Consider the following 23478-nt stretch of genomic DNA (forward strand, 5'->3'; position numbering starts at 1 on the left):
AGCGAGGCTGGCGCCCCATGTTGCCAGTTTCCGGCGCCGGATTGGGCTGTGGTACGTCACTCACTGTATGTCAGTTTGTCGCAGTGTGCAGCCATGGCGGCGCGCGTGCTCAGCTCATCAGGCTGACCTGGGCGGCGACGATACGCCAGCGGCCTTCCAGTTTCACCCAGCTCTGTTGCTGGCGACCGATCCTGTCGCTGCCGGCTCGTGTGAACTCGGTGCTGCATACCGCGAAGCTGGCACCGTAGGTGGTGATGACGGAATTTCTCAATGTGCGCTGCAGCCCTGCTGCGGGCCGGGCTGCGCGAAACCGACGAATCTCGTCGATACCGTAGAGGTTTTCCCCAGCGCCCAGGCGCACGGTGCGCTCGTCGTGCCAGAACAATTCGTCGAGTACCTCGATGTCGTTGCTCACCAGCGCCTGTTCGTAGCGCTGAAATGCCTGGGTGACTTCGGCCAGCACGTCGGGGTGGTCTATCTGTTCAGGGCTCATCGGGTTACTCCAGGTTGGCCGGCGCAGCATGGGCGATACCCAGGCGCTCGAGCGCAGCGGCGGCGCGCAGGCAGGCTTGCTCGTTGAACGGTGCGGCGATCAGCTGCACGCCGATTGGCAGTCCGTTGGCGGTTCGTAGCGGCACGGTGACCACGGGCAGGCCGAGGAAGGAAATGGGCTGCGCCAGCATGCCCATGCTGGCGCGGGTCGGTAGATTGGCGCCGTTGATGCGCATGGTTTCCTGGCCGATCAAGGTGGCGGTGGTGGGCGTCGCCGGTGCGATCAGCACATCCACCCCCGCAAACAAAGGCAACACCTGTTGTTGAAAGTGTCGACGCAAGCGCTGCGCCTGCACGTACCAGGCGGCTGGAATCATCGCGCCTGCCAGCAGCCGTTCTCGCGACAAGGGCTCGAAGGCTTGCGGCGAACGGCGCAGGGCAGGCAGGTAGCTGTTGCCACCTTCCGAGGCGCTGATGATGAATGCCGAGGTGCGCGCAAGCTCGGCATCCGCGAGGATGATTTCCTCGCTGGCGCCCAAGGCCCTGGCGACCTCGGCAACCGCGCTGCGCGCGCTGTCGTCGCACCACTGCTGGAAGTAGCCGCCGAGCACGCCGGCGCGCAGCCCATCGAGGTCACGCTGCAGCAGACCAGCAACCGGCTCGCTCGCCTGCTGCGCCTGGAAGCCGTCGTCGGGATCGTGGCCCTGCAGTGCGTCGTAGACCTCGGCAAGGTCGGCGACCCGGCGCGCCAATGGGCCGATATGATCGAGGCTGCCCACGAAGGGGTGCGTCCCGCTGCGTGACAGGCGGCCGAAGGTTGGCTTGAGGCCGAACACGCCGCACAGCGAGGACGGCACGCGAATCGAGCCGTTGGTGTCGGTGCCCAAGGTGAAGTTCACCAGGCCCGCCGCGACGGCGGCGGCCGAGCCACCCGAGGAACCCCCAGCGATACGTGACCGATCATGTGGATTGCGCGTGGCGCCGAAGTGGGTGTTTTCCGTGGTGAAACCGTAAGCGTAGGCGTCCATGTTGAGCATGCCCGAGAGCAGCGCGCCTTTCGCGGTCAGCTGGCGCACCGCCCAGGCATCACGGCCTGGGGCGGGGCGGTCGGCAAACAGCCGGGCGCCTGCCAGGGTCGAGTGGCCGGTCACGTCGAACAGATTCTTCACCGCATAGGGCACTGCCGCCAGGGTGGGCAGGCCGATGCCCAGGCGACGCTGGCGATCCACTTCGTCCGCCTCGTGCTGCATGCGCGCCCGAGTGACTTCGGTCCAGGCATTGATGGCCGGGTTGTGTCGTTCGATATGCGCCAGGCTGTGCTCGGCGATTTCCCGTGCACTGAGTTCGCCCGAAACGAGCGAGCGCCGAACCTCGGCGATGGATAGAAGGGCGGGATTCATGCCTTGTACACCCCCGCGACTTCCAGCCGGTCGTCGAGCGTGCGCTCCATCAGCGGCGCGGCCATGGCAGCGATGCGGCTAAACTGGGTGAGCAATTCGGCACGACGGGTTTCGTCCAGCTCGAGGGCCAGAACCTGTTCCATCTGCGCGACGTAAGCAGCCCAGTCGGGGGTGATCTGTGTCATGGTGGACTCCTCTCGGGAACAACGGTGGCGCCTGCTGACGCGGTTGACGGGGGGCGGTCTGCATCGAGTCCAATACCGGATGCGACTTCAAGCGAACGGGTAGCTGCTATATCATCGGTTCAATGAAACGAAAGTTACAAGGCGCGCCCATGAATCAGCTGGATGAACGTCTGCGCAGTCATTATTCGCAGCTTGCTCCGCAAGAGCAGCGAGTCGCCGACTTCGTGCTCGACCATTATGACGACCTGGTCAGCTACAACAGTGCCGAGCTGGCGCGCCTTACGGGTGTGTCCAAGGCCACCGTGAGCCGGCTGTTCAAGCGCCTGGGCTACGAAACGTACAAGGACATGCGCGAGGAACTGCGAAATCTGCGCCAAAGCGGCATGCCGGTGGCCGACAACCGTGATGTGGTGCAGGGCAATACCCTGCTGGCGCGCCATTACAAGCAGGAGATGGCCAATCTCAGCCAGTGGGTGAATGCCATCGACGCTCAGCAGTTCACCGAGGTGGTGAAGGTGCTTGGCACTAGCAGGCGAGTGCTGATCATCGGCATGCGCAATGCATTTCCGGCGGCCCTGCATCTGCGCCAGCAATTGCTGCAGATTCGCAGTGGGGTGCAACTGTTGCCGCAGCCAGGGCAGACAGTGGCGGAGGAACTGGTTGATCTGAGCGCCGAGGACCTGGTGGTGGTGTTCGCGTTCCGTCGCCGCCCGCGCATCATTCGCCCGGTTCTGCAGGCATTGCAGTTGCAGCGGATTCCAACGCTGGTCATCTGCGAGCCGCAGGCCCAGGCGATCATCGAGCTGGCCCGTTGGCGGCTATGTGCCCCGCTGGACAGCGTGTCGGCATTCGACAGCTATGCGAGTACCAACAGCCTGATCAACCTGCTGGTAAATGCCGTTCTGCACGAGCAACTGAGCGAGGGGCGTCAACGTATTCACCAGATCGCCGCGCTTTATAGCCAACTGGACGAGTTGGAACAGCGATAGCGCACATCCTTGGTGCGTGATCAGCTCAAAGAGCGCCTTTATGGCGCTCTTTTTTATGACGCTCAGCGGCCCGGCGGTGCTGGGCGAATGGCAAAACTCTACGGACCTTTCGCTGCAATGCCCATATTTCCTGGATTGAGCCGTGTAATCGTCATCAGTGACGGCACACCTGGCGTTTTACATGGGGATGGCACGTTGGTTGCAAAATCGTCGTTAACGAATCTTTTGTTTCATTGTCAACGTTAACGAGGTGTCGAGTATGAAGAAGGGCTTGCTGGCAATACTGACTGCCGGGCTAATGCTGACCCAGGCCGGCGCGGCACAAGCCGATCAGTTGCAGGACATCGAAAAGCGCGGCGTGATTCGCATCGCCGTGCCGCAGGATTTTCCGCCCTTCGGTTCGGTAGGCACCGATCTGCAACCTCAAGGGTACGACATCGACATGGCCCGGTACCTGGCCAAGGAAATGAAACTTAAGTTGCAGCTGGTGCCCGTGACCAGCGCGAACCGCGTGCCGTACCTGCAGACCGACAAGGTCGACCTGGTTATCTCCAGCCTTGGCAAGAACGCCGAGCGTGAGCAGGTCATTGATTTCAGCACGGCCTACGCGCCGTTTTTCCTCGGCGTATTCGGCGGCAAGGACAACAACCTGAACGCGGCCGATGAGCTGGTCGGTAAATCGATCGGGGTCACTCGCGGTGCCGTCGAAGACATGGTCCTGACCGAAGTGGCGCCAAGCGGCGCGCAGGTGAAACGCTACGAGGACAACAACACCACACTGTCGGCCTACCTGTCCGGGCAGGTGGAGTTCGTCGCTACCGGCAATCTTGTGGTGGCGGCCATCGAGCGGCAGAACGCCGATCGGGCGCCGGTCGCCAAGTTCATGCTCAAAGACTCGCCGTGCTACATCGGCCTGCGCAAAGGCGAGGCCGCGTTGAAGGCCAAGGTAGACGCGCTGATCGAGCAGGCCAAGGCCGACGGCACGCTCAACGGTTTGTCCGAACAGTGGCTGAAGGCGCCGCTGCCCGCCAACCTGGGCGCATAGGGCCTCGTGATGATGGCGCAGCTGAATTTTTCCGCACTGTGGCCCTATTGGCCGGAGCTGCTTGCCGGCCTCTGGGTGACCATCCAGCTGACGGTAATGGCCACCGTGGGCGGCGTGGCCCTGGGTATTCTCGGCGCCGCACTGCGCAGTGGCCGGCCAAGCGTTTTCAGTCGCCTGTGGGGTGCGTACGTCGAGCTGATCCGCAACACGCCGTTCGTGGTGCAGCTGTTCTTCATCGTCTTCGGCCTGCCCAGCCTGGGGCTGAAGCTCACCGCGGGCGAAGCGGCGCTGCTGGCCATGCTGATCAACCTGGGTGCCTACAGCACCGAGATCATTCGGGCCGGCATTCAGGTCACTCCTCGTGGCCAGTGGGAGGCAGGGCGGGTGCTGGGGTTGAGCCGTACGCAAACCTTCCTCCGGGTGATCCTGCCGCCGTCGCTCAAACGCATTTACCCGGCGCTGGTCAGTCAGTGCATCATCGTCATGCTTGGCTCTTCTGTGGTTTCCCAGGTGTCGCACGAGGAACTGACCTTTGCCGCCAACCTGATCCAGTCGCGGACCTTCCTGAGCTTCGAGGTCTATCTGATGACCACGTTACTGTACCTGGCGCTGTCCATCGCCATGCGCCAGCTGCTCCTGGCGGCTGGCCGCAAATGGTTTGGAGAGCAGCCATGATGACCACCTTCACCGACTGGGACATCCTGCGCAACCTGCTGCTGGCGGCGCGCTGGACCGTTCTGCTGTCCCTCACTGCATTCATCGGCGGTACGCTGGTGGCCATCCCGATGGTCATGGCGCGGCTGTCCAGGCGCGTCTGGCCGCACTGGCTGATTCGCGGCTACACCGAGCTGTTCCAGGGCACGCCGCTGCTGATGCAGCTGTTTCTGGCGTTCTTCGGTGTGGCGTTGCTGGGTATCGATGTATCGCCGTGGACGGCCGCCTCGCTGGCACTGACGTTCTATACCAGCGCGTTTCTGGTCGACATCTGGCACGGCAGCATCCGTGCGCTGCCCAAGGGCCAGTGGGAAGCCTGCCGGTGCCTGGGCCTGGATTTCGGCCAGACGCTGTTTCGCGTGGTGTTGCCCCAGGCGCTGCGCATCGGCATCGCGCCGACCGTGGGTTTCGCCGTGCAGGTGGTCAAGGGCACCGCGCTGGCGTCGATCATCGGTTTCGTCGAGCTGACCAAGGCCGGCACCATCCTCAACAACGTCACCTACGAGCCGTTCAAGGTGTTCGGCCTGGTGGCGCTGGGCTACTTCCTGATGTGTTATCCGCTGTCGCGTTACAGCCAGTATCTGGAGAAGAAATTCAATGCCGCTCATCACCATTGATCAGGTACAGAAGTACTACGGCGACAATCACGTGCTCAAGGGCATCGATCTCGACATCGAGGTGGGCGAGGTGGTGTCGATCATTGGCCGCAGCGGCTCGGGGAAAAGCACCTTGCTGCGCTGCATCAACGGGCTCGAGGGCTACCAGGATGGCAGCATCAAGCTCGGCGGCATGACCGTGACCGACCGCGACTCGCAAGCGCGCGAGATCAGCCGTTCGGTCGGCATGGTGTTCCAGAGCTTCAACCTGTTCCCGCACATGACCGCCCGCGAGAACGTCATGCTGGCACCACGCCGGGTGTTGAAGAAAAGCGATGCGCAGTGCCGCGAACTGGCCGCGCAGATGCTCGACAAGGTCGGCCTCGGCGATCGCATGGACTATTACCCGGCGAGCCTTTCCGGTGGGCAACAGCAGCGGGTCGCCATCGCCCGCGCCCTGGCCATGTCGCCCAAGGTGCTGCTGTGCGACGAGATCACTTCGGCCCTCGACCCCGAACTGGTCGGCGAAGTGCTCAAGGTCCTCGAACAATTGGCGAAAGAGGGCATGACCCTGATTCTGGTGACCCACGAGATGAACTTCGCCCAGGAGGTCGGCGACCGCGTGGTATTCATGCACCAGGGGCGCGTGTGGGAGCAGGGCGCCAGCCGTGAACTGTTCGCCAGCCCGCAGACCGCCGAACTCAAGCAGTTCATCTCGTCCGTGCGCGGACTGAACTGAGCGTATTCAAGAACGAGAATCCCCCGATGAGCACGACTTTCCTGCCCGTGAACCCGCCCCAGCGCTTGCTGATGGGGCCGGGGCCGATCAATGCCGACCCGCGCGTGCTGCGCGCCATGTCCAGCCAGCTGATCGGCCAGTACGACCCGGCCATGACCCGCTACATGAACGAAGTGATGGCGCTTTACCGGGGCGTGTTCCGCACCGCCAACGATGCCACTCTGCTGGTCGACGGCACGTCGCGCGCGGGTATCGAGGCCATTCTGGTCTCGGCGATCCGCCCCGGCGACCGGGTGCTGGTGCCGGTGTTCGGCCGCTTCGGCCATTTGCTGTGTGAAATTGCCCGACGCTGCCGTGCCGAGGTTCATACCATCGAGGTGCCCTGGGGCGAGGTGTTTGGCGCGCAGCAGATCGAGGATGCGATCAGGCGCGTGAAGCCGCGCCTGCTGCTGACCGTGCAGGGCGATACCTCGACCACCATGCTGCAGCCGCTGGCCGAACTGGGCGAGATCTGCCGCCGCCACGACGTGCTGTTCTACACCGATGCCACTGCCTCACTGGGCGGCAACCCGCTGGAAGCCGACGCCTGGGGCCTGGACGCGGTTTCTGCCGGCCTGCAGAAGTGCCTGGGCGGGCCCTCCGGCACTGCACCTGTCACGCTCAGCGAGCGCATGGTGGGGGTGATTCGTCGTCGCGCCTGCGTGGAGGCCGGTATCCGCACCGCTGCCCATCGGGACGGCGACGACGAGATGATCTACTCCAACTATTTCGACCTCGGCATGATCCTCGATTACTGGGGGCCCGAGCGCCTCAACCACCACACCGAAGCCACCTCCGCGCTGTTCGCTGCCCGCGAGTGCGCGCGGGTGATCGAGCAAGAGGGGCTGGATGCCGGTATCGCTCGCCACAAGCTGCATGGCGATGCGCTGCTCAAGGGCATCCAGGGCATGGGCCTGGAGACCTTTGGCAATCTTGATCACAAAATGAACAATGTGCTCGGTGTGGTGATTCCCGAAGCGGTCAACGGCGACCAGGTGCGCAGGCTGCTGCTCGAGGATTTCGGCATCGAGATCGGTACCTCGTTCGGGCCGCTGGCCGGCAAGGTCTGGCGCATCGGCACCATGGGCTACAACGCCCGCAAGGACTGCGTGATGCAGACCCTCTGCGCCCTCGAAGCGGTGCTCAATCGCCTCGGCCTGCGCACCACTCAGGGCGCTGCAATGCAGGCGGCCTGGGATCACTACGGCGAGCGCAACTGATGGGCGCCATGGAAACGCGCTCCGCCGCCAGTGCCGGCGCTCGGGTGATGGCGCGCTGCGACGAGTTGGCGGCAATCAGCGAGTCTGCCGAGGGCCTGACCCGTGTTTACCTGTCGGCCGAGCATCTGTGTGCCAACGCGCTGGTGGGCGAGTGGATGCGCGCCGCCGGCATGCGCGTCTGGCAGGATGCAGTCGGCAACATCTGTGGGCGTTACGAAGGGCAGAGTGCTGGCGCCCAGGCGCTGTTGCTCGGCTCGCACTTGGACACCGTGCGCAATGCCGGCCGTTACGACGGCATGCTCGGCGTGGTCGCTGCCATCGAAACCGTGCAGTACTTTCACGACCGCGGCATACGTCTGCCCCTGGCCATCGAGATCGTCGGTTTCGGTGACGAGGAAGGCACGCGCTTCGGTATAACCTTGCTGGGTAGCCGCGGCCTGACCGGTAGTTGGCCGCAGGGCTGGATCGATCAGGCCGACGCTGGCGGCGTCAGCGTTGCCCAGGCGATGGCTGCTTTTGGCCTGGATGCAGCAAACATCCCCAGCGCAGCCCGCCAAGCAGGTGATTTCGCCGCCTACCTGGAGCTGCATATCGAACAGGGCCCATGCCTGGAGCGTGAAGAGTTGGCGCTGGGCGTGGTAACGGCCATCAACGGTGCGCGCCGTCTGAATTGCCGCTTCGTCGGCATGGCCGGGCATGCCGGTACCGTGCCGATGAGCCACCGCCAGGATGCCTTGGCCGCTGCGGCGCAGTGGATGGTCTACATCGAGGCGCAGACTGTGCAGCGCGATCCGCAGTTGGTGGCCACGGTGGGCAGCCTGCAGTGCCTACCGGGTGCGGTCAACGTGATTCCCGGTGAGGTGGCCCTGACCCTGGATGTACGAGGCCCGCAGGATCAGGCGCTGGCAGATTTGCTCGACGACCTGTTGAAGCAGGGTGAGGCGATTGCCCGGCAGCGCGGGTTACAGTTCCATTCCAGCCAGTACTACGGCATACCGGCGACCCGTTGCGACGACGCCATGCAGGCTTCCCTGGCGCGGGTATTGACTCGAGTGCAGGGGCGCAGCCTGTCGCTGCCCAGTGGCGCAGGTCATGATGCGATCGCCATGGCCGAACGCTGGCCGGTCGGCATGCTGTTCGTCCGTTGTGCGGGAGGGGTCAGTCATCACCCGGCCGAGGCCGTCGAGGTGGGCGACGTGGCTCTGGCGATTCAGGCATGCGTGGAGTGGGTCAAGGCGTTGGCGGAGCAGCCGCCGCTGGCCAGACCAGCAGGGTGATCAGCGAGCGCACTGGCGGTGCGCTCGCCTCACGGTGTCACTCAGCCTTGCTGGTATGCACCATGTAGTTGACGTCGACATCGTTGGCCAGCTTGTAGTGCTTGGTCAGCGGGTTGTAGGTCAGGCCGATGATGTCCTTGACCTGCAAACCGGTGTCGCGGCTCCAGGCGCCCAGCTCGGATGGGCGGATGAATTTCTTGAAGTCATGGGTGCCGCGTGGCAGCAGGCGCAGGATGTACTCGGCACCGATCACCGCGAACAGGTAGGCCTTGGGGTTGCGGTTGATGGTGGAGAAGAACACCTGGCCACCGGGCTTGACCAGCTTGTGGCAGGCGCGGATGACCGAGGACGGGTCAGGTACGTGTTCGAGCATCTCCAGGCAGGTGACCACGTCGAACTGACCTGGCATCTCGTCGGCCATGGCCTCGGCGGTAATTTGCCGGTAATCCACTTCCACGCCGGACTCCAGTTGATGCAGGCGCGCCACGGCCAGCGGTGCTTCGCCCATGTCGATGCCGGTCACGCTGGCACCGCGCAGGGCCATGGCTTCGCTGAGGATGCCGCCGCCACAGCCGACGTCGAGTACCTTCTTGCCGGCCAGGCCGGCGCGCTCGTCGATCCAGTTGACCCGCAGCGGGTTGATCTCGTGCAAAGGCTTGAATTCGCTCTCGCGGTCCCACCAGCGATGGGCGAGGGCTTCGAATTTGGCGATTTCAGCGTGGTCGACGTTGCTCATGGTATTCCCTGAATAAAGCGAATGCGTATGGCAGGACGCGTGAAGCGTTCATGGTGCCAGCTTTGCCCGGCGTGATGCGTGCCAGGTTGGTCGTTGAGGTGTGACAGTTTGCCGTAGTTTGTACTCAATGAGTCGGACGCCCGGCAATCTTCGCGCCCCATTGCCGGGTGTTCGCGATGATGCGTTGTTCGTCCAGGCGCGTCAGCCGGCGATCTTCGAGCAGCGGCTTGCCGGCGACCCAGAGGTGTTCGACGCAGTCTCGCGAGGTGGCGTAGATCAGTTGCGACACCGGATCGTAGACCGGCTGCTGGGCCAGGCCGCGCAGGTCGAAGGCGGTGATGTCGGCGGCTTTGCCCAGCTCCAGCGAGCCGATCTCGCCGTCCAGGCCTAGCGCCCGTGCGCCATTGAGGGTGGCCATGCGCAGTGCGCGGTGGGCGTCCAGCGCGCTGGCCGAACCGGCCACGGCCTTGGCCAGCAGCGCGGCGGTGCGGGTTTCTCCGAGCAGATCCAGGTCGTTGTTGCTGGCGGCGCCGTCGGTGCCGATGGCGACGTTGACGCCAGCCTGCCAGAGCTTCTCCACCGGACAGAATCCACTGGCCAGCTTGAGGTTGGACTCCGGGCAGTGGATCACGCTGCTGTTGGTGGACACCAGCAGCGCAATGTCGTCGTCATCGATCTGGGTCATGTGCACGGCCTGGAAGCGTGGGCCGAGCAAACCGAGGCGGTGCAGGCGGGCCAGTGGGCGCTCGCCGTAATGTTCGAGGCTCTGCTGCACTTCGAACGCCGTTTCCTGCACATGCATATGAATGCCGCCGTCCACTTCTTCGGCGAGGATGCGCAGTTTCTCCAGATTGGCGTCGCTGACGGTGTAGGGCGCGTGGGGGCCGAAGGCGACGCTGATGCGCGGATGATGTTTCATGTCGTCGAACAGCGTCACGCCCTTGCGCAACGCCTCATCGGCATCCCGGGCGCCGGGAATGGCGAAATCCAGCACCGGAATACTGATCTGCGCGCGCATGCCGCTGGCGTGCACCCGCTCGCAGGCCATTTCCGGGAAAAAGTACATGTCGGCGAAACAACTGATGCCGCTTTTTATCTGCTCGGCGATCGCCAGTTCGGTGCCATCCTGGACGAACTGCTCATCGACCCATTTGGCCTCCGCTGGCCAGATGTGCTTTTCCAGCCAGGTCATCAGTGGCAGATCGTCGGCCAGGCCACGAAACAGCGTCATGGCGGCGTGGCCGTGGGCGTTGACCAATCCCGGCGTCAGCAGGCGACCGGGTAGCTCGCGGATTTCCGTCGCACCACGGCGCAGGGCTTCGTCACGCGGTGCGATCAAGGCGATCTTGCCATCCTTGATGCCCAGGCCGTGATCATGCAGCACGACACCGGCCGGCTCGACCGGTACCAGCCAGGTAGGCAGCAGCAAGAGGTCCAGCGAGGCGTCGGCCATGGGTGGGTTCCGTCAGCGAAAACGCTGAGTCTATAGAGGAATGCCGTGGTCTTGAAGGTGTGGGGCGTTGCCGCATGCGGTAGCCGCGTGCGGCTGGCTGTTGGCACGGCGTATACTGGCCGGCTTTCTAGGATGGAGTGGGTGATGCGCGAGCGAATGCTGGCTGCCGAGCAGGTCGTGGGCTTTGTGTGGCGCGACGGAGCCCTGCAAGTGCTCGACCAGGAACGCCTGCCCGGTGAGCAGGTATGGCATGCCTGCCATTCGGTCTCGGCGCTGGCCGGGTTGCTGCTGCGCGGAGCGGTGCAGGGCGCCTCGGCGAAGACCCTGTGCAGCGCCTATGCGCTGGTGCTCGGTGCCCGCCAGCGGGCGGGCCAGGGCGGCGACCTGCAGGCCGGCCTGCAGGCCGACAGCGAGGTCCTGGTGGCGGCTGGCCTGCCTACCCGTGACGCCGACTGGTTGCTGCAGCAGATGCATCAACGCCTGGCGCGCTGCCGCTCCGGTGACGAGCCCCTGGCATTGCTCGAAGACGAGGCCCATGGCATTCACCAGCGCGATCGCGAGGCGAGCCTGGCGATGGCGCAGCTGGGTGTCGAGCTGATTCGCGGTTTTCAGGGCAACGCCCAGAACCTGCTGAGCATCGGCTGCGCCGGGGCGCTCAACAATGGTGGCTTCGGCACCGCGCTGGCGGTGATTCGCGGGGCGCAGCTCGAAGGCCTGCTCGAACGCTGCTACCTCGGCGAAACCCGCCCCCTGCTGCAGGGCGCCAGGCTGGCCGCCTGGGAACTGGTCGAGGAGGGTATCGCCGTGGGCATCAGTGCCGATGCCGCCCTGGCCCACCTGATGAAAGCGCGGGGTATCACCTGGGCCATCGTCGGCGCCGAACGGATCGCCGCCAATGGCGATGTGCTCGGGGTGATCGGCACCTATCAGTTGTCGGTAGCGGCCATGCACCATGGCGTCCGGCTGATGGTGGTGGCGCCGAGCACCCTCATCGACCTGCAGGCCGACAGCGGCGAAACCTGTTTCCACGAGCTCGGCCATGCGCCGCTGGGCTATCGGCAGAGTGAGCGGGTGGCCGGGGTGGACGAGATCGAGCCGCGATTCGACGTCACGCCCGCCGACCTGGTGGACTTTCTGGTCACCGAGAAAGGCGTTATCGAACGCCCGGACACCGCCAAACTGGCGCAATTGATGTCACGCAAGCGGCTGCACTGACTTCCCGTTCGGTGCGCCGCCGGGGATAGGTGCAGGGCATGCTTTGTGGTAAGCTCCGGCAGTTTTCAGGGGCGCCGCCAGCGGTTGCCGTCACTGCTCGAATACATGGCATAACGTATTGATTTGTCGTGAGTCGTCGCTGGCCTGATGCCATTGCGACGCGCTTCGCCCGATTCCTCTTGAATGGGCGGAGCTTCACCAGAAAAAAGGAATCAGGCTACTCATGGGCGAACTGGCCAAAGAAATCCTCCCGGTCAACATCGAAGACGAACTGAAACAGTCCTACCTCGACTACGCCATGAGCGTGATCGTCGGGCGTGCCTTGCCGGATGCGCGCGATGGCCTCAAGCCCGTGCATCGCCGGGTGCTGTTCGCCATGAGCGAACTGGGCAACGACTGGAACAAGGCGTACAAGAAGTCCGCCCGTGTGGTCGGTGACGTGATCGGTAAATATCACCCGCACGGTGATACCGCCGTTTACGACACCATCGTGCGTATGGCCCAGCCGTTCTCGCTGCGCTACCTGCTGGTGGACGGCCAGGGCAACTTCGGTTCGGTGGACGGCGATAACGCCGCCGCCATGCGATACACCGAAGTGCGCATGACCAAGCTGGCCCATGAGCTGCTGGCCGACCTGCACAAGGAAACCGTCGACTGGGTGCCCAACTACGACGGCACCGAGCAGATCCCGGCGGTCATGCCGACCAAGATCCCCAACCTGCTGGTCAACGGTTCCAGCGGTATCGCCGTGGGCATGGCGACCAACATTCCGCCGCACAACCTCAGTGAAGTGATCGACGGCTGCCTGGCGCTGATCGACAACCCGGAGCTGACGGTCGACGACCTGATGCAGTACATCCCCGGCCCGGACTTCCCGACCGCGGGCATCATCAACGGCCGCGCCGGCATCGTCGAGGCGTACCGCACCGGCCGTGGGCGGATTTACATCCGTGCCCGTGCCGAAGTCGAGGACATCGACAAGGTCGGTGGTCGCCAGCAGATCGTCGTTACCGAGCTGCCGTACCAATTGAACAAGGCGCGGCTGATCGAGAAGATCGCCGAGCTGGTCAAAGAGAAGAAGCTCGAGGGCATTACCGAGCTGCGCGACGAGTCCGACAAGGACGGCATGCGCGTGGTCATCGAGCTGCGTCGTGGTGAAGTGCCGGAGGTCATCCTCAACAACCTCTACGCCCAGACCCAGATGCAGAGTGTATTCGGCATCAACGTGGTCGCGCTGATCGACGGCCAGCCGAAGATTCTCAACCTCAAGGACATGCTTGAGGCGTTCATCCTGCACCGCCGTGAAGTGGTGACCCGGCGTACCGTATTCGAGCTGCGCAAAGCACGTGAGCGTGGCCATATCCTTGAAGGCCAGGCGGTTGCGCTGTCCAACATCGACCCGGTCATTGCGCTGATCAAGGCCTCGCCGACGCCGTCGGAAGCCAAGGAAGCGCTGATCTCCACCGCATGGGAATCGACCGCGGTCGAGGCCATGGTCGAGCGCGCCGGCGCCGATTCCTGCCGCCCGGAAAACCTCGACCCGCAGTTCGGTCTGCGCGACGGCAAGTACTACCTGTCGCCGGAACAGGCCCAGGCGATTCTCGACCTGCGCCTGCACCGCCTGACTGGCCTGGAGCATGAAAAGCTGCTGGCCGAGTACCAGGAAATCCTCACCCAGATCGGTGAGCTGATCCGCATCCTCACCAGCGCCGTGCGCCTGATGGAAGTGATTCGCGAGGAGCTCGAGGCGGTCAAGGCCGAGTTTGGTGACAAGCGCCGTACCGAGATCCTCGATTCGCGCCTGGACCTGACCCTTGGGGACATGATCCCGCAAGAAGAACGCGTGGTGACCATCTCCTACGGTGGTTACGCCAAGACCCAGCCATTGACGTCCTACCAGGCCCAGCGCCGTGGCGGCAAAGGCAAGTCGGCTACCGGCATCAAGGATGAGGACTACATCGCTCATCTGCTGGTCGCCAACAGCCACGCCACGCTGCTGCTGTTCTCCAGCAAGGGCAAGGTGTACTGGCTCAAGACCTACGAAATCCCCGAGGCGTCGCGCGCCGCGCGCGGTCGTCCGCTGGTCAACCTGCTGCCGCTGGAGGAGGGTGAGTACATCACCACCATGCTGCAGATCGACCTCGAGGCCCTGCAGCAGCAGGCAGGTGCCGAGGACATCGACGACAGCGACGACGCCGTGCTCGAAGGCGAGATTGTCGAAGCCGAAGAAGTAGCGGAAGTCGCCGAAATCGAAGAAGTCGAAGGCGAGACCGCCGAACTGGTGGCCGAGCCGACTGGCGCCTACATCTTCATGGCCACCGCCTCCGGTACCGTGAAGAAAACCCCGCTGGTGCAGTTCAGCCGCCCGCGCTCCAACGGCCTGATCGCCCTGAAGCTGAAGGAAGGCGACACCCTGATCGCCGCGGCCATCACCGACGGCGCCAAGGAAGTCATGCTGTTCTCCAGTGCCGGCAAGGTGATCCGCTTCGCCGAGAGCGTGGTGCGTGTCATGGGCCGCGGCGCTCGTGGTATCCGCGGCATGCGCATCGGCAAGGACCAGCGCCTGATTTCCATGCTGATTCCCGAGTCCGGCGCGCAGATCCTCACCGCTTCCGAGCGCGGTTTCGGCAAGCGCACGGCGCTCTCCAAGTTCCCGCGTCGCGGTCGTGGCGGCCAGGGCGTGATCGGCATGGTCACCAAGGAACGTAACGGTCCGATGATCGGCGCCATCCAGGTGCAGGACGGCGAGGAGATCATGCTGATTTCCGATCAGGGCACCCTGGTGCGCACCCGTGTCGACGAAGTGTCCAGTTCCGGTCGTAACACCCAGGGCGTGACGCTGATCAAACTGGCCAAGGACGAGAAACTGGTGGGCCTGGAGCGGGTGCAGGAGCCTTCCGAAGAAGACATCGAGGAGGCGCTGGACGAAGAGGGCAATCCTATCGTCGTCGCTGAAATCGATGAGGCCGGCGAAGCCGCTGTTGGCGAAGAGCCGGCAGCCGAAGGCGACGAGCCAGTGGAAGACCGCGACGCGTAAGCGCGCCGCTTTGCCCGCAACACCCCGGTGTTGCGGGCAGCATTTCGCCAGATAGATGTAGCGCTGTAACCAGACAGTCAAGCGAGAGTGAATTGTGAGCAAGCGAGCCTATAACTTCTGCGCCGGCCCGGCCGCGCTCCCCGAAGCCGTTCTGCAACGTGCCCAGGCTGAACTCCTCGACTGGCAGGGCAAAGGCCTGTCCGTCATGGAAATGAGCCATCGCAGCGACGAATACACGGCCATCGCTGAAAAGGCCGAGCAGGATCTGCGCGACCTGCTGACCATTCCTTCCGATTACAAAGTACTGTTCCTGCAGGGTGGCGCCAGCCAGCAATTCGCGGAAATCCCGCTCAACCTGCTGCCCGAAGACGGCACTGCCGACTACGTGGACACCGGCATCTGGTCGAAGAAAAGCATCGACGAGGCTCGTCGCTACGGCAACGTCAATGTCGCCGCCAGCGCCAAGGCCTACGATTACTTCGCGATTCCCGGGCAGAACGAGTGGCAGCTGTCCAAGGATGCCGCCTACCTGCATTACGCCAGCAACGAAACCATCGGTGGCCTGCAGTTCGATTGGATTCCCGAGGCTGGCGACGTGCCGCTGGTGGTCGATATGTCCTCGGACATCCTTTCGCGTGAAGTGGACATCTCCAGGTTCGGCCTGATCTACGCCGGCGCGCAGAAGAACATTGGCCCCAGCGGTCTGGTGGTGGCGATCATCCGTGAAGACCTGCTCGGCCGTGCACGCAGCAGTTGCCCGACCATGCTCAACTATCAAGTAGCCGCCGATAACGGCTCGATGTACAACACCCCGGCGACCTTCTCCTGGTACCTGTCCGGCCTGGTGTTCGAGTGGTTGAAAGAGCAGGGTGGTGTCGCCGCCATGGAACAGCGCAACAAGGCCAAGAAGGACTTGCTGTACGGCGTGATCGACGCCAGCGAGTTCTACAGCAACCCGATCGCCCGCAATGCCCGCTCGTGGATGAACGTGCCGTTCCGCCTTGGCGACGAGCGCCTGGACAAGCCGTTCCTGGCCGGTGCCGATGCCCGTGGCCTGCTCAACCTCAAGGGCCACCGCTCGGTGGGCGGCATGCGCGCCTCCATCTATAACGCCGTGGGCCTGGATGCGGTCGAGGCGCTGGTCGCCTACATGGCGGAGTTCGAAAAGGAGCACGGCTGATGAGCGCAGATGCCAATACCGATCAGGCGCTGCAGGCCTTGCGCCTGCGCATCGACAGCCTGGACGAGAAGATTCTCGAACTGATCAGTGACCGCGCGCGCTGCGCCGAAGAAGTGGCGCGGGTGAAGATGGCTTCCCTGCCGGAAGGCGAGGTGCCGGTGTTCTACCGCCCCGAGCGCGAAGCGCAGGTGCTCAAGCGGGTGATGGAGCGCAACCGCGGCCCGCTCGGCAACGAAGAAATGGCCCGCCTGTTTCGTGAAATCATGTCCTCCTGCCTGGCCCTGGAGAATCCGCTGAAGGTCGCTTACCTGGGCCCGGAAGGTACTTTTTCCCAGGCCGCGGCGATGAAGCATTTCGGGCACGCGGTGATCAGTCAGCCGATGGCGGCGATCGATGAAGTGTTCCGCGAGGTGGTCGCCGGCGCCGTCAACTTCGGCGTGGTGCCGGTGGAGAACTCCACCGAAGGTGCGGTCAACCACACCCTCGACAGTTTCCTCGAACACGACCTGGTGATCTGTGGCGAGGTGGAGCTGCGCATCCACCACCATCTACTGGTGGGCGATGCCACCAAGACCGACCGCATCACCCGTATCTATTCCCACGCCCAGTCCCTGGCCCAGTGCCGCAAGTGGCTGGACGCCCATTACCCGAATGTCGAGCGCGTGGCGGTTTCCAGCAACGCCGACGCGGCACGGCGGGTGAAGAGCGAGTGGAACTCGGCGGCGATCGCCGGCGACATGGCGGCCAACCTGTACGACCTGACCCGCCTGGCCGAGAAGATCGAGGACCGCCCGGACAACTCCACGCGCTTTCTGATCATCGGCAACCAGGAAGTCCCGCCAACCGGCGACGACAAGACCTCGGTCATCGTCTCGATGCGCAACAAGCCTGGCGCGCTGCATGAGCTGCTGGTGCCGTTCCACCAGAACGGTATCGACCTGACCCGCATCGAGACGCGTCCGTCGCGCAGCGGCAAATGGACCTATGCGTTCTTCATCGACTTCGTCGGTCACCACCGCGACCCGCTGATCAAGGACGTGCTGGAAAAGATCAATCAGGAAGCCGTGGCACTCAAGGTGCTGGGTTCCTACCCCAAGGCAGTACTTTAACTGCGGCTCCAGGCCGCGGGTTTGCGGACTACAGGCGCAATCAGGCTTGTATCCGCAGCCTGGGACCTGCAGCCTGAGGCCTGTATATGAGCTGTGATTTCATCGCCCTGGCCCAGCCAGGCGTGCAGAAACTGTCCCCTTACGTGCCCGGCAAGCCGGTCGACGAGCTGGCCCGTGAGCTGAACATGGATCCGGCCAGCATCGTCAAACTGGCCAGCAACGAAAACCCGCTCGGCCCAAGCCCCAAGGCGCTGGCGGCGATTCGTGCCGAGCTGGACGAGCTGACCCGCTACCCCGATGGCAACGGCTTCACCCTGAAAACCCTGCTGGCCGAGCGCTGCGGCGTCAGCACGGCCCAGGTGACCCTGGGCAATGGCTCCAACGACATCCTCGAGCTGGTCGCCCGTGCGTACCTGGCACCTGGCCTGAACGCGGTGTTCAGTGAGCATGCGTTCGCCGTCTACCCGATCGCCACCCAGGCCGTCGGTGCCCAGGCCAAGGTGGTGCCGGCCGTGGATTTCGGCCATGACCTGCCGGCCATGCTGGCGGCCATCGACGCCAATACCCGGGTGGTGTTCGTCGCCAACCCCAACAACCCGACCGGCACCTGGTTCGGCAAGCAGGCGTTGCAAGACTTCCTCGCCGGGGTACCGGAAAACGTACTGGTGGTGCTGGACGAGGCCTACATCGAATACGCCGAGGGCGACGAGCTGCCGAACGGCCTGGATTTCCTCGCCGACCACGCCAACCTGTTGGTCTCGCGGACCTTCTCCAAGGCCTACGGCCTTGCCTCGCTGCGGGTCGGCTACGGCTTGAGCCGCCCGGCGATCGCTGACGTGCTCAATCGTGTGCGCCAGCCATTCAACGTCAACAGCTTTGCACTCGCCGCGGCCTGTGCGGCGTTCGACGATGCCGAGTATCTGGCGCGCAGCCGTGAGGTCAATGCCGCCGGGATGCTGCAGTTGCAAGACGGTTGCCGCGAGCTGGGCCTGGGCTGGATCCCGTCCAAGGCCAACTTCCTGGCCATCGACTTCGGGCGCGACACCGCGGCGATCAACCAGGGGCTGCTGCGCGAAGGCGTGATCGTGCGCCCGGTGGCCGGTTACGGCATGCCCAATCACCTGCGCGTCTCCATCGGCCTGCCGGCCGAGAACGCCCGCTTCCTGGAAGCGCTGCGCAAGGTACTGAACGCGTGACTGAACACACCGCAGCAGGTAGCCGACTGCTGGCCGAACGCCTGGTAGTGGTCGGCCTGGGGCTGATCGGCGGCTCGTTCGCCAAGGGCCTGCGTGCGCGGGGCGTGTGCCGCGAGGTGGTCGGTGTCGACCTGGATCCCCAGGCCCGGCGCCTGGCCGTCGAGCTTGGCGTCGTCGACCGCTGCGAGGCGCAGCTGGCTGTCGCCTGCCAGGGCGCCGACGTGATCATGCTGGCCGTTCCCATCCTGGCCATGGAGCGTGTGCTCGCCGAACTGGCCAGGCTGGACCTGGGCAACGCCATCCTCACCGATGCCGGCAGTGCCAAGGGCAACGTGGTGCGCGCAGCCGATGCGGTATTCGGCGGCGTACCGGCGCGTTTCGTGCCGGGCCATCCGATAGCCGGCTCCGAGCAGAGCGGGGTGGAGGCCGCCAATGGCGAGCTGTTCAAGCGCCACAAGGTGATCCTCACGCCGCTGCCGCAGACCGACGCCGTGGCCCTGCAGCGCATCGATCAGCTATGGCGCGAGCTGGGTGCGGATGTCGAGCACATGCAGGTCGAGCACCACGATCAGGTGCTTGCCGCCACCAGCCACCTGCCGCACTTGTTGGCTTTCGGGCTGGTCGACTCGCTGGCCAAACGCAACGAAAATCTGGAAATCTTCCGCTACGCCGCTGGTGGCTTCCGCGATTTCACGAGAATCGCCGGCAGTGATCCGGTCATGTGGCACGACATCTTCCTCGCCAACCGCGAGGCCGTGCTGCGCACTCTGGACGTATTTCGCGATGACCTCGACGCCTTGCGCGACGCGGTGCACGCAGGGGACGGGCATCACCTGCTGGGCGTATTCACGCGCGCCCGCGTGGCCCGCGAACATTTCAGCAAAATACTGGCCCGTCGGGCCTATGTGGACGCTATGCACTCGAACGATCTGGTTTTCCTGGCTAATCCTGGTGGCACTGTGCGTGGGCGTATCCGCGTTCCAGGCGACAAGTCCATCTCCCACCGCTCGATCATGCTCGGCTCGCTGGCCGAAGGTACCACCGAGGTCGAAGGCTTCCTCGAAGGTGAAGACGCCCTGGCGACCCTGCAGGCGTTCCGCGACATGGGTGTGGTCATCGAAGGCCCGCACCACGGCCGCGTGACCATCCATGGTGTTGGCCTGCATGGCCTGAAGCCGCCACCCGGCCCGATCTACGTGGGCAACTCCGGTACCTCCATGCGACTGCTCTCCGGTCTGCTGGCGGGGCAGCCGTTCGACGTGACCATGACCGGCGATGCCTCGCTGTCCAAGCGGCCGATGAACCGCGTGGCCAACCCGCTGCGGGACATGGGTGCCATCGTCGAGACCGGTCCGGACGGCCGCCCGCCACTGACCATCCGTGGTGGCCAGAAGCTCAAGGCGCTGACTTACACCCTGCCGATGGCCAGTGCCCAGGTTAAATCCTGCCTGCTGCTCGCCGGCCTGTATGCCGAAGGCGTGACCACCGTCACCGAGCCGGCACCGACCCGTGACCACACCGAGCGCATGCTGCGAGGCTTCGGTTACGCCGTCGAGTCCAAGGGGCCGGTGGCGTCCCTGCAAGCCGGCGGCAAACTGACCGCCACCCGTATCGAAGTGCCGGCGGACATTTCTTCGGCCGCCTTCTTCCTGGTGGCAGCGTCCATCGCCGAGGGCAGTGACCTGCTGCTCGAGCATGTCGGCATCAACCCGACACGCACCGGCGTGATCGACATCCTGCGCCTGATGGGCGGCGACATCACCCTGGAAAACCAGCGTGAGGTCGGCGGCGAGCCGGTGGCAGACCTGCGGGTCCGCGGTGCCCGGCTCAAGGGCATCGACATTCCCGAGGAGTTGGTGCCCCTGGCCATCGACGAGTTCCCGGTGCTGTTCGTCGCCGCGGTCTGTGCAGAAGGTCGCACCGTGCTGCGTGGCGCAGAGGAATTGCGGGTCAAGGAATCAGACCGCATCCAGGTCATGGCCGACGGCCTGACCAGCCTGGGCGTCAAGGTCGAGCCCACCGCGGACGGCATCATCATCGAAGGGGGCCAGGCCATCGGCGGGGGCGAAGTGCACAGCCACGGCGACCATCGCATCGCCATGGCCTTCAGTGTCGCCTCGTTACGCGCCAGCGCGCCGGTCCGCATTCACGACTGCGCCAACGTCGCCACCTCGTTTCCCAACTTCCTCGCGCTGGCCGAGCAGGTGGGCATTCGTGTCGCCGTGGAGGGTCAGCAATGAACACGCACGCGCCGGTCATCACAATCGACGGCCCAAGCGGCTCGGGCAAGGGCACGGTTGCCGGCCTGCTGGCCAAACAGCTGGGCTGGAACCTGCTCGATTCCGGCGCGCTGTATCGCCTGCTGGCGTTCTCCGCGCGCAATCATGGCGTCGACCTGACCAACGAGGAGTCGCTGAAGCTGCTGGCCGCGCACCTCGACGTGCAATTTCTCGCGGCCGGTGACGGCAAGCCACAGCGCATCATCCTCGAAGGCGAGGAGGTGACCGACGCCATCCGCAACGAGCAGGTCGGCGCCGGTGCTTCGCAGGTTGCCGCGCTGCCCGCCGTGCGTGATGCGCTGCTGCAGCGCCAGCGCGCCTTCAACGAGATGCCGGGCCTGGTGGCCGATGGCCGTGACATGGGCACCGTGGTGTTCCCTCACGCCCCGCTGAAGGTATTCCTGACGGCCAGCGCCGAGGAGCGGGCCAATCGCCGTTACTTGCAGTTGAAGGCCAAGGGCGATGATGTTAATCTCGCGAGTCTTCTCGATGAGATACGGGCACGTGACGAGCGTGATACCCAACGCGCCGTGGCGCCGCTCAAGCCGGCAGCCGACGCAATTCAGCTGGATTCCACCCAGTTGTCCATCGAGCAGGTGCTTGCACGAATTCTGAGCGAAGTCGCCAATCGCGACCTCGCCGGTTGAAAAGAGCCACTTTCGGCTCGCAGGGGAGGCATACGGGAGACCAGTCCACGTCCCGTAGGCCTCCTTTTATATGAATAAACCCGCATTGTCTGGAATGCGGAGCAGGGCGAATCCCCGCCCGATCCAACAGGAATCAACATGAGCGAAAGCTTTGCAGAACTTTTTGAAGAAAGCCTAAAAACCCTGGACATGCAGCCGGGTGCCATCATCACTGGCATCGTGGTCGACATCGACGGCGACTGGGTTACCGTTCACGCTGGCCTGAAGTCCGAGGGCGTCATCCCTCTGGAGCAGTTCTTCAACGAACAAGGCGAGCTGACCATCAAGGTCGGTGACGAAGTCCACGTAGCGCTGGACGCGGTTGAAGATGGCTTTGGTGAAACCAAGCTGTCCCGCGAAAAAGCCAAGCGCGCCGAGTGCTGGATCGTCCTGGAAGCAGCTTTCGCCGCTGAGGAAGTGGTCAAGGGCGTTATCAACGGTAAGGTTAAAGGCGGCTTCACTGTCGACGTTAACGGCATCCGTGCGTTCCTGCCAGGTTCCTTGGTCGATGTCCGTCCGGTGCGTGATACCACTCACCTGGAAGGCAAAGAACTCGAGTTCAAGGTCATCAAGCTCGACCAGAAGCGCAACAACGTTGTCGTTTCCCGCCGCAGCGTCCTGGAAGCCGAAAATTCCGCAGAGCGCGAAGCCCTGCTGGAATCGCTGCAGGAAGGCCAGCAGGTCAAGGGTATCGTCAAGAACCTCACCGACTACGGCGCATTCGTGGATCTGGGTGGCGTCGACGGCCTGCTGCACATCACCGACATGGCCTGGAAGCGTATCAAGCACCCGTCCGAGATCGTCAACGTTGGCGACGAGATCGACGTCAAGGTTCTGAAGTACGATCGCGAGCGTAACCGTGTTTCCCTGGGCCTGAAGCAACTGGGCGAAGACCCATGGGTTGCTATCAAGGCACGTTACCCGGAAAGCACCCGCGTCATGGCGCGCGTGACCAACCTGACCGACTACGGCTGCTTCGCAGAGCTGGAAGAAGGCGTGGAAGGCCTGGTACACGTTTCCGAAATGGACTGGACCAACAAGAACATCCACCCGTCGAAAGTCGTTCAGGTTGGCGACGAAGTGGAAGTCATGGTTCTGGACATCGACGAAGAGCGTCGTCGTATCTCCCTGGGTATCAAGCAGTGCAAGACCAACCCATGGGAAGACTTCTCCGGTCAGTTCAACAAGGGTGACAAGATCTCCGGCACCATCAAGTCGATCACCGATTTCGGTATCTTCATTGGTCTGGACGGCGGCATCGACGGCCTGGTTCACCTGTCCGACATCTCCTGGAACGAAGTGGGCGAAGAAGCCGTACGTCGTTTCAAGAAGGGCGACGAGCTGGAAACCGTCATCCTGTCGGTCGACCCGGAGCGCGAGCGCATCTCCCTGGGCATCAAGCAACTGGAAGAAGATCCGTTCTCCGACTACGTTGCCGTCAACGACAAAGGCACCATCATTCGCGGTATCGTGAAAGAAGTCGACGCCAAGGGCGCTATCATCACCCTGGCCGAAGGCATCGAAGCGACTCTGAAAGCCTCCGAAATCAGCCGTGACCGCGTTGAAGACGCGCGCAACGTTCTGAAAGAAGGCGAAGAAGTTGAAGCCAAGATCATCAGCGTCGATCGCAAGAGCCGCGTGATCAGCTTGTCGATCAAGTCGAAAGACGTTGAAGACGAGAAAGAAGCCATCAAGGAAATGCGTAGCAAGCAGGAAGTTGAAACTTCCGGTCCGACCACCATCGGTGATCTGATTCGTGCGCAAATGGAAAACCAGAACTAAGTTCGGGTAATCCAGAGAAAAGGGCGACTTCGGTCGCCCTTTTTTGTGCCCGCAGGAAAGTGCCGCCAGCGAAGGCACAGGCGCTCCGAACGGGCCTGTATTGCGGCGC

20 protein-coding genes are annotated in these 23478 nt (G+C 63.7%); 15 read left to right on the forward strand and 5 right to left on the reverse strand.

Going from position 1 to position 23478, the window contains the following annotated elements; genetic code table 11:
- Positions 1-109: 109 nt before the first annotated feature.
- From hpxZ to hpxX, 3 genes are read right to left on the reverse strand one after another with little or no spacing between them, the layout of a single operon-like run.
- Positions 110-493 (reverse strand): oxalurate catabolism protein HpxZ, encoded by a 384-nt coding sequence (gene hpxZ / locus ACZ0AV_RS00905; RefSeq protein WP_499149293.1) that lies wholly within the window; start codon positions 491-493, stop codon positions 110-112.
- Positions 494-497: 4 nt separating this feature from the next.
- Positions 498-1892, reverse strand: coding sequence for an AtzE family amidohydrolase (locus ACZ0AV_RS00910; RefSeq protein ID WP_499149294.1), 1395 nt, complete (start codon positions 1890-1892; stop codon positions 498-500).
- Positions 1889-2077 carry an oxalurate catabolism protein HpxX gene (gene hpxX / locus ACZ0AV_RS00915; RefSeq protein ID WP_499149295.1) on the reverse strand — a complete coding sequence of 63 codons (189 nt, stop codon included), beginning with the start codon at positions 2075-2077 and terminating at the stop codon, positions 1889-1891. The genes ACZ0AV_RS00910 and hpxX overlap by 4 nt, the downstream gene beginning before the upstream one ends.
- Positions 2078-2226: 149 nt before the next feature.
- Between hpxX and ACZ0AV_RS00920 the strand changes: the two genes are divergently transcribed.
- The 7 genes from ACZ0AV_RS00920 (at position 2227) to hpxK (ending at position 8696) form a co-directional block, all read left to right on the forward strand.
- Positions 2227-3066 (forward strand): MurR/RpiR family transcriptional regulator, encoded by an 840-nt coding sequence (locus tag ACZ0AV_RS00920; protein ID WP_499149296.1) that lies wholly within the window; start codon positions 2227-2229, stop codon positions 3064-3066.
- Between the two features lie 250 nt (positions 3067-3316).
- Positions 3317-4111 (forward strand): transporter substrate-binding domain-containing protein, encoded by a 795-nt coding sequence (locus tag ACZ0AV_RS00925; RefSeq protein ID WP_499149297.1) that lies wholly within the window; start codon positions 3317-3319, stop codon positions 4109-4111.
- A gap of 9 nt (positions 4112-4120) precedes the next feature.
- The gene (locus ACZ0AV_RS00930) at positions 4121-4786 is read left to right on the forward strand and encodes an amino acid ABC transporter permease (RefSeq protein ID WP_499149298.1); all 666 of its coding nucleotides are present in this window, start codon (positions 4121-4123) and stop codon (positions 4784-4786) included.
- Positions 4786-5442, forward strand: a complete 657-nt coding sequence (locus tag ACZ0AV_RS00935) for an amino acid ABC transporter permease (RefSeq protein WP_499153258.1) — start codon at positions 4786-4788, stop codon at positions 5440-5442. The genes ACZ0AV_RS00930 and ACZ0AV_RS00935 overlap by 1 nt, the downstream gene beginning before the upstream one ends.
- Positions 5423-6160 (forward strand): amino acid ABC transporter ATP-binding protein, encoded by a 738-nt coding sequence (locus tag ACZ0AV_RS00940; protein WP_499149299.1) that lies wholly within the window; start codon positions 5423-5425, stop codon positions 6158-6160. Before ACZ0AV_RS00935 ends, ACZ0AV_RS00940 begins: the two co-directional genes overlap by 20 nt.
- Before the next feature lie 26 nt (positions 6161-6186).
- On the forward strand, positions 6187-7419 hold the full coding sequence (locus tag ACZ0AV_RS00945; protein WP_499149300.1) for a pyridoxal-phosphate-dependent aminotransferase family protein: 1233 nt from the start codon (positions 6187-6189) through the stop codon (positions 7417-7419).
- Positions 7420-7427: 8 nt separating this feature from the next.
- Positions 7428-8696 carry an allantoate amidohydrolase gene (hpxK, locus tag ACZ0AV_RS00950; RefSeq protein WP_499149301.1) on the forward strand — a complete coding sequence of 423 codons (1269 nt, stop codon included), beginning with the start codon at positions 7428-7430 and terminating at the stop codon, positions 8694-8696.
- 37 nt (positions 8697-8733) lie between these two features.
- On the opposite strand, the gene ubiG is transcribed toward hpxK, so the two are convergent.
- Positions 8734-9432 carry a bifunctional 2-polyprenyl-6-hydroxyphenol methylase/3-demethylubiquinol 3-O-methyltransferase UbiG gene (gene ubiG, locus ACZ0AV_RS00955; RefSeq protein ID WP_499149302.1) on the reverse strand — a complete coding sequence of 233 codons (699 nt, stop codon included), beginning with the start codon at positions 9430-9432 and terminating at the stop codon, positions 8734-8736.
- A gap of 124 nt (positions 9433-9556) precedes the next feature.
- Positions 9557-10885 carry a TRZ/ATZ family hydrolase gene (locus tag ACZ0AV_RS00960; RefSeq protein WP_499149303.1) on the reverse strand — a complete coding sequence of 443 codons (1329 nt, stop codon included), beginning with the start codon at positions 10883-10885 and terminating at the stop codon, positions 9557-9559.
- A gap of 144 nt (positions 10886-11029) precedes the next feature.
- Here ACZ0AV_RS00960 and ACZ0AV_RS00965 point away from each other — a divergent pair, with 144 nt between their 5' ends.
- From ACZ0AV_RS00965 to rpsA, 8 genes are all read left to right on the forward strand, one after another.
- Positions 11030-12100, forward strand: a complete 1071-nt coding sequence (locus ACZ0AV_RS00965) for a s-methyl-5-thioribose-1-phosphate isomerase (protein ID WP_499149304.1) — start codon at positions 11030-11032, stop codon at positions 12098-12100.
- Positions 12101-12323: 223 nt separating this feature from the next.
- Positions 12324-15137, forward strand: a complete 2814-nt coding sequence (gene gyrA, locus ACZ0AV_RS00970) for a DNA gyrase subunit A (protein ID WP_499149305.1) — start codon at positions 12324-12326, stop codon at positions 15135-15137.
- A 94-nt stretch (positions 15138-15231) separates the two neighbouring features.
- Entirely contained in the window at positions 15232-16317 is a 1086-nt protein-coding gene (gene serC, locus ACZ0AV_RS00975; RefSeq protein ID WP_499149306.1) for a 3-phosphoserine/phosphohydroxythreonine transaminase, read from the forward strand.
- A complete protein-coding gene (gene pheA / locus ACZ0AV_RS00980; RefSeq protein WP_499149307.1) occupies positions 16317-17426 on the forward strand; it encodes a prephenate dehydratase in 1110 nt (369 codons plus the stop codon). The genes serC and pheA overlap by 1 nt, the downstream gene beginning before the upstream one ends.
- An 86-nt stretch (positions 17427-17512) precedes the next feature.
- Positions 17513-18622: a histidinol-phosphate transaminase gene (gene hisC / locus ACZ0AV_RS00985; RefSeq protein WP_499149308.1), complete on the forward strand. Its 1110-nt coding sequence runs from the start codon at positions 17513-17515 to the stop codon at positions 18620-18622.
- Positions 18619-20862 (forward strand): bifunctional prephenate dehydrogenase/3-phosphoshikimate 1-carboxyvinyltransferase, encoded by a 2244-nt coding sequence (locus ACZ0AV_RS00990; protein WP_499149309.1) that lies wholly within the window; start codon positions 18619-18621, stop codon positions 20860-20862. Before hisC ends, ACZ0AV_RS00990 begins: the two co-directional genes overlap by 4 nt.
- A complete protein-coding gene (gene cmk, locus ACZ0AV_RS00995; protein ID WP_499149310.1) occupies positions 20859-21548 on the forward strand; it encodes a (d)CMP kinase in 690 nt (229 codons plus the stop codon). Before ACZ0AV_RS00990 ends, cmk begins: the two co-directional genes overlap by 4 nt.
- A gap of 138 nt (positions 21549-21686) precedes the next feature.
- Entirely contained in the window at positions 21687-23369 is a 1683-nt protein-coding gene (gene rpsA / locus ACZ0AV_RS01000; RefSeq protein ID WP_070883014.1) for a 30S ribosomal protein S1, read from the forward strand.
- Positions 23370-23478 lie beyond the last annotated feature (109 nt).

The sequence above is a fragment of the Pseudomonas sp. AC532 genome, assembly GCF_979258965.1.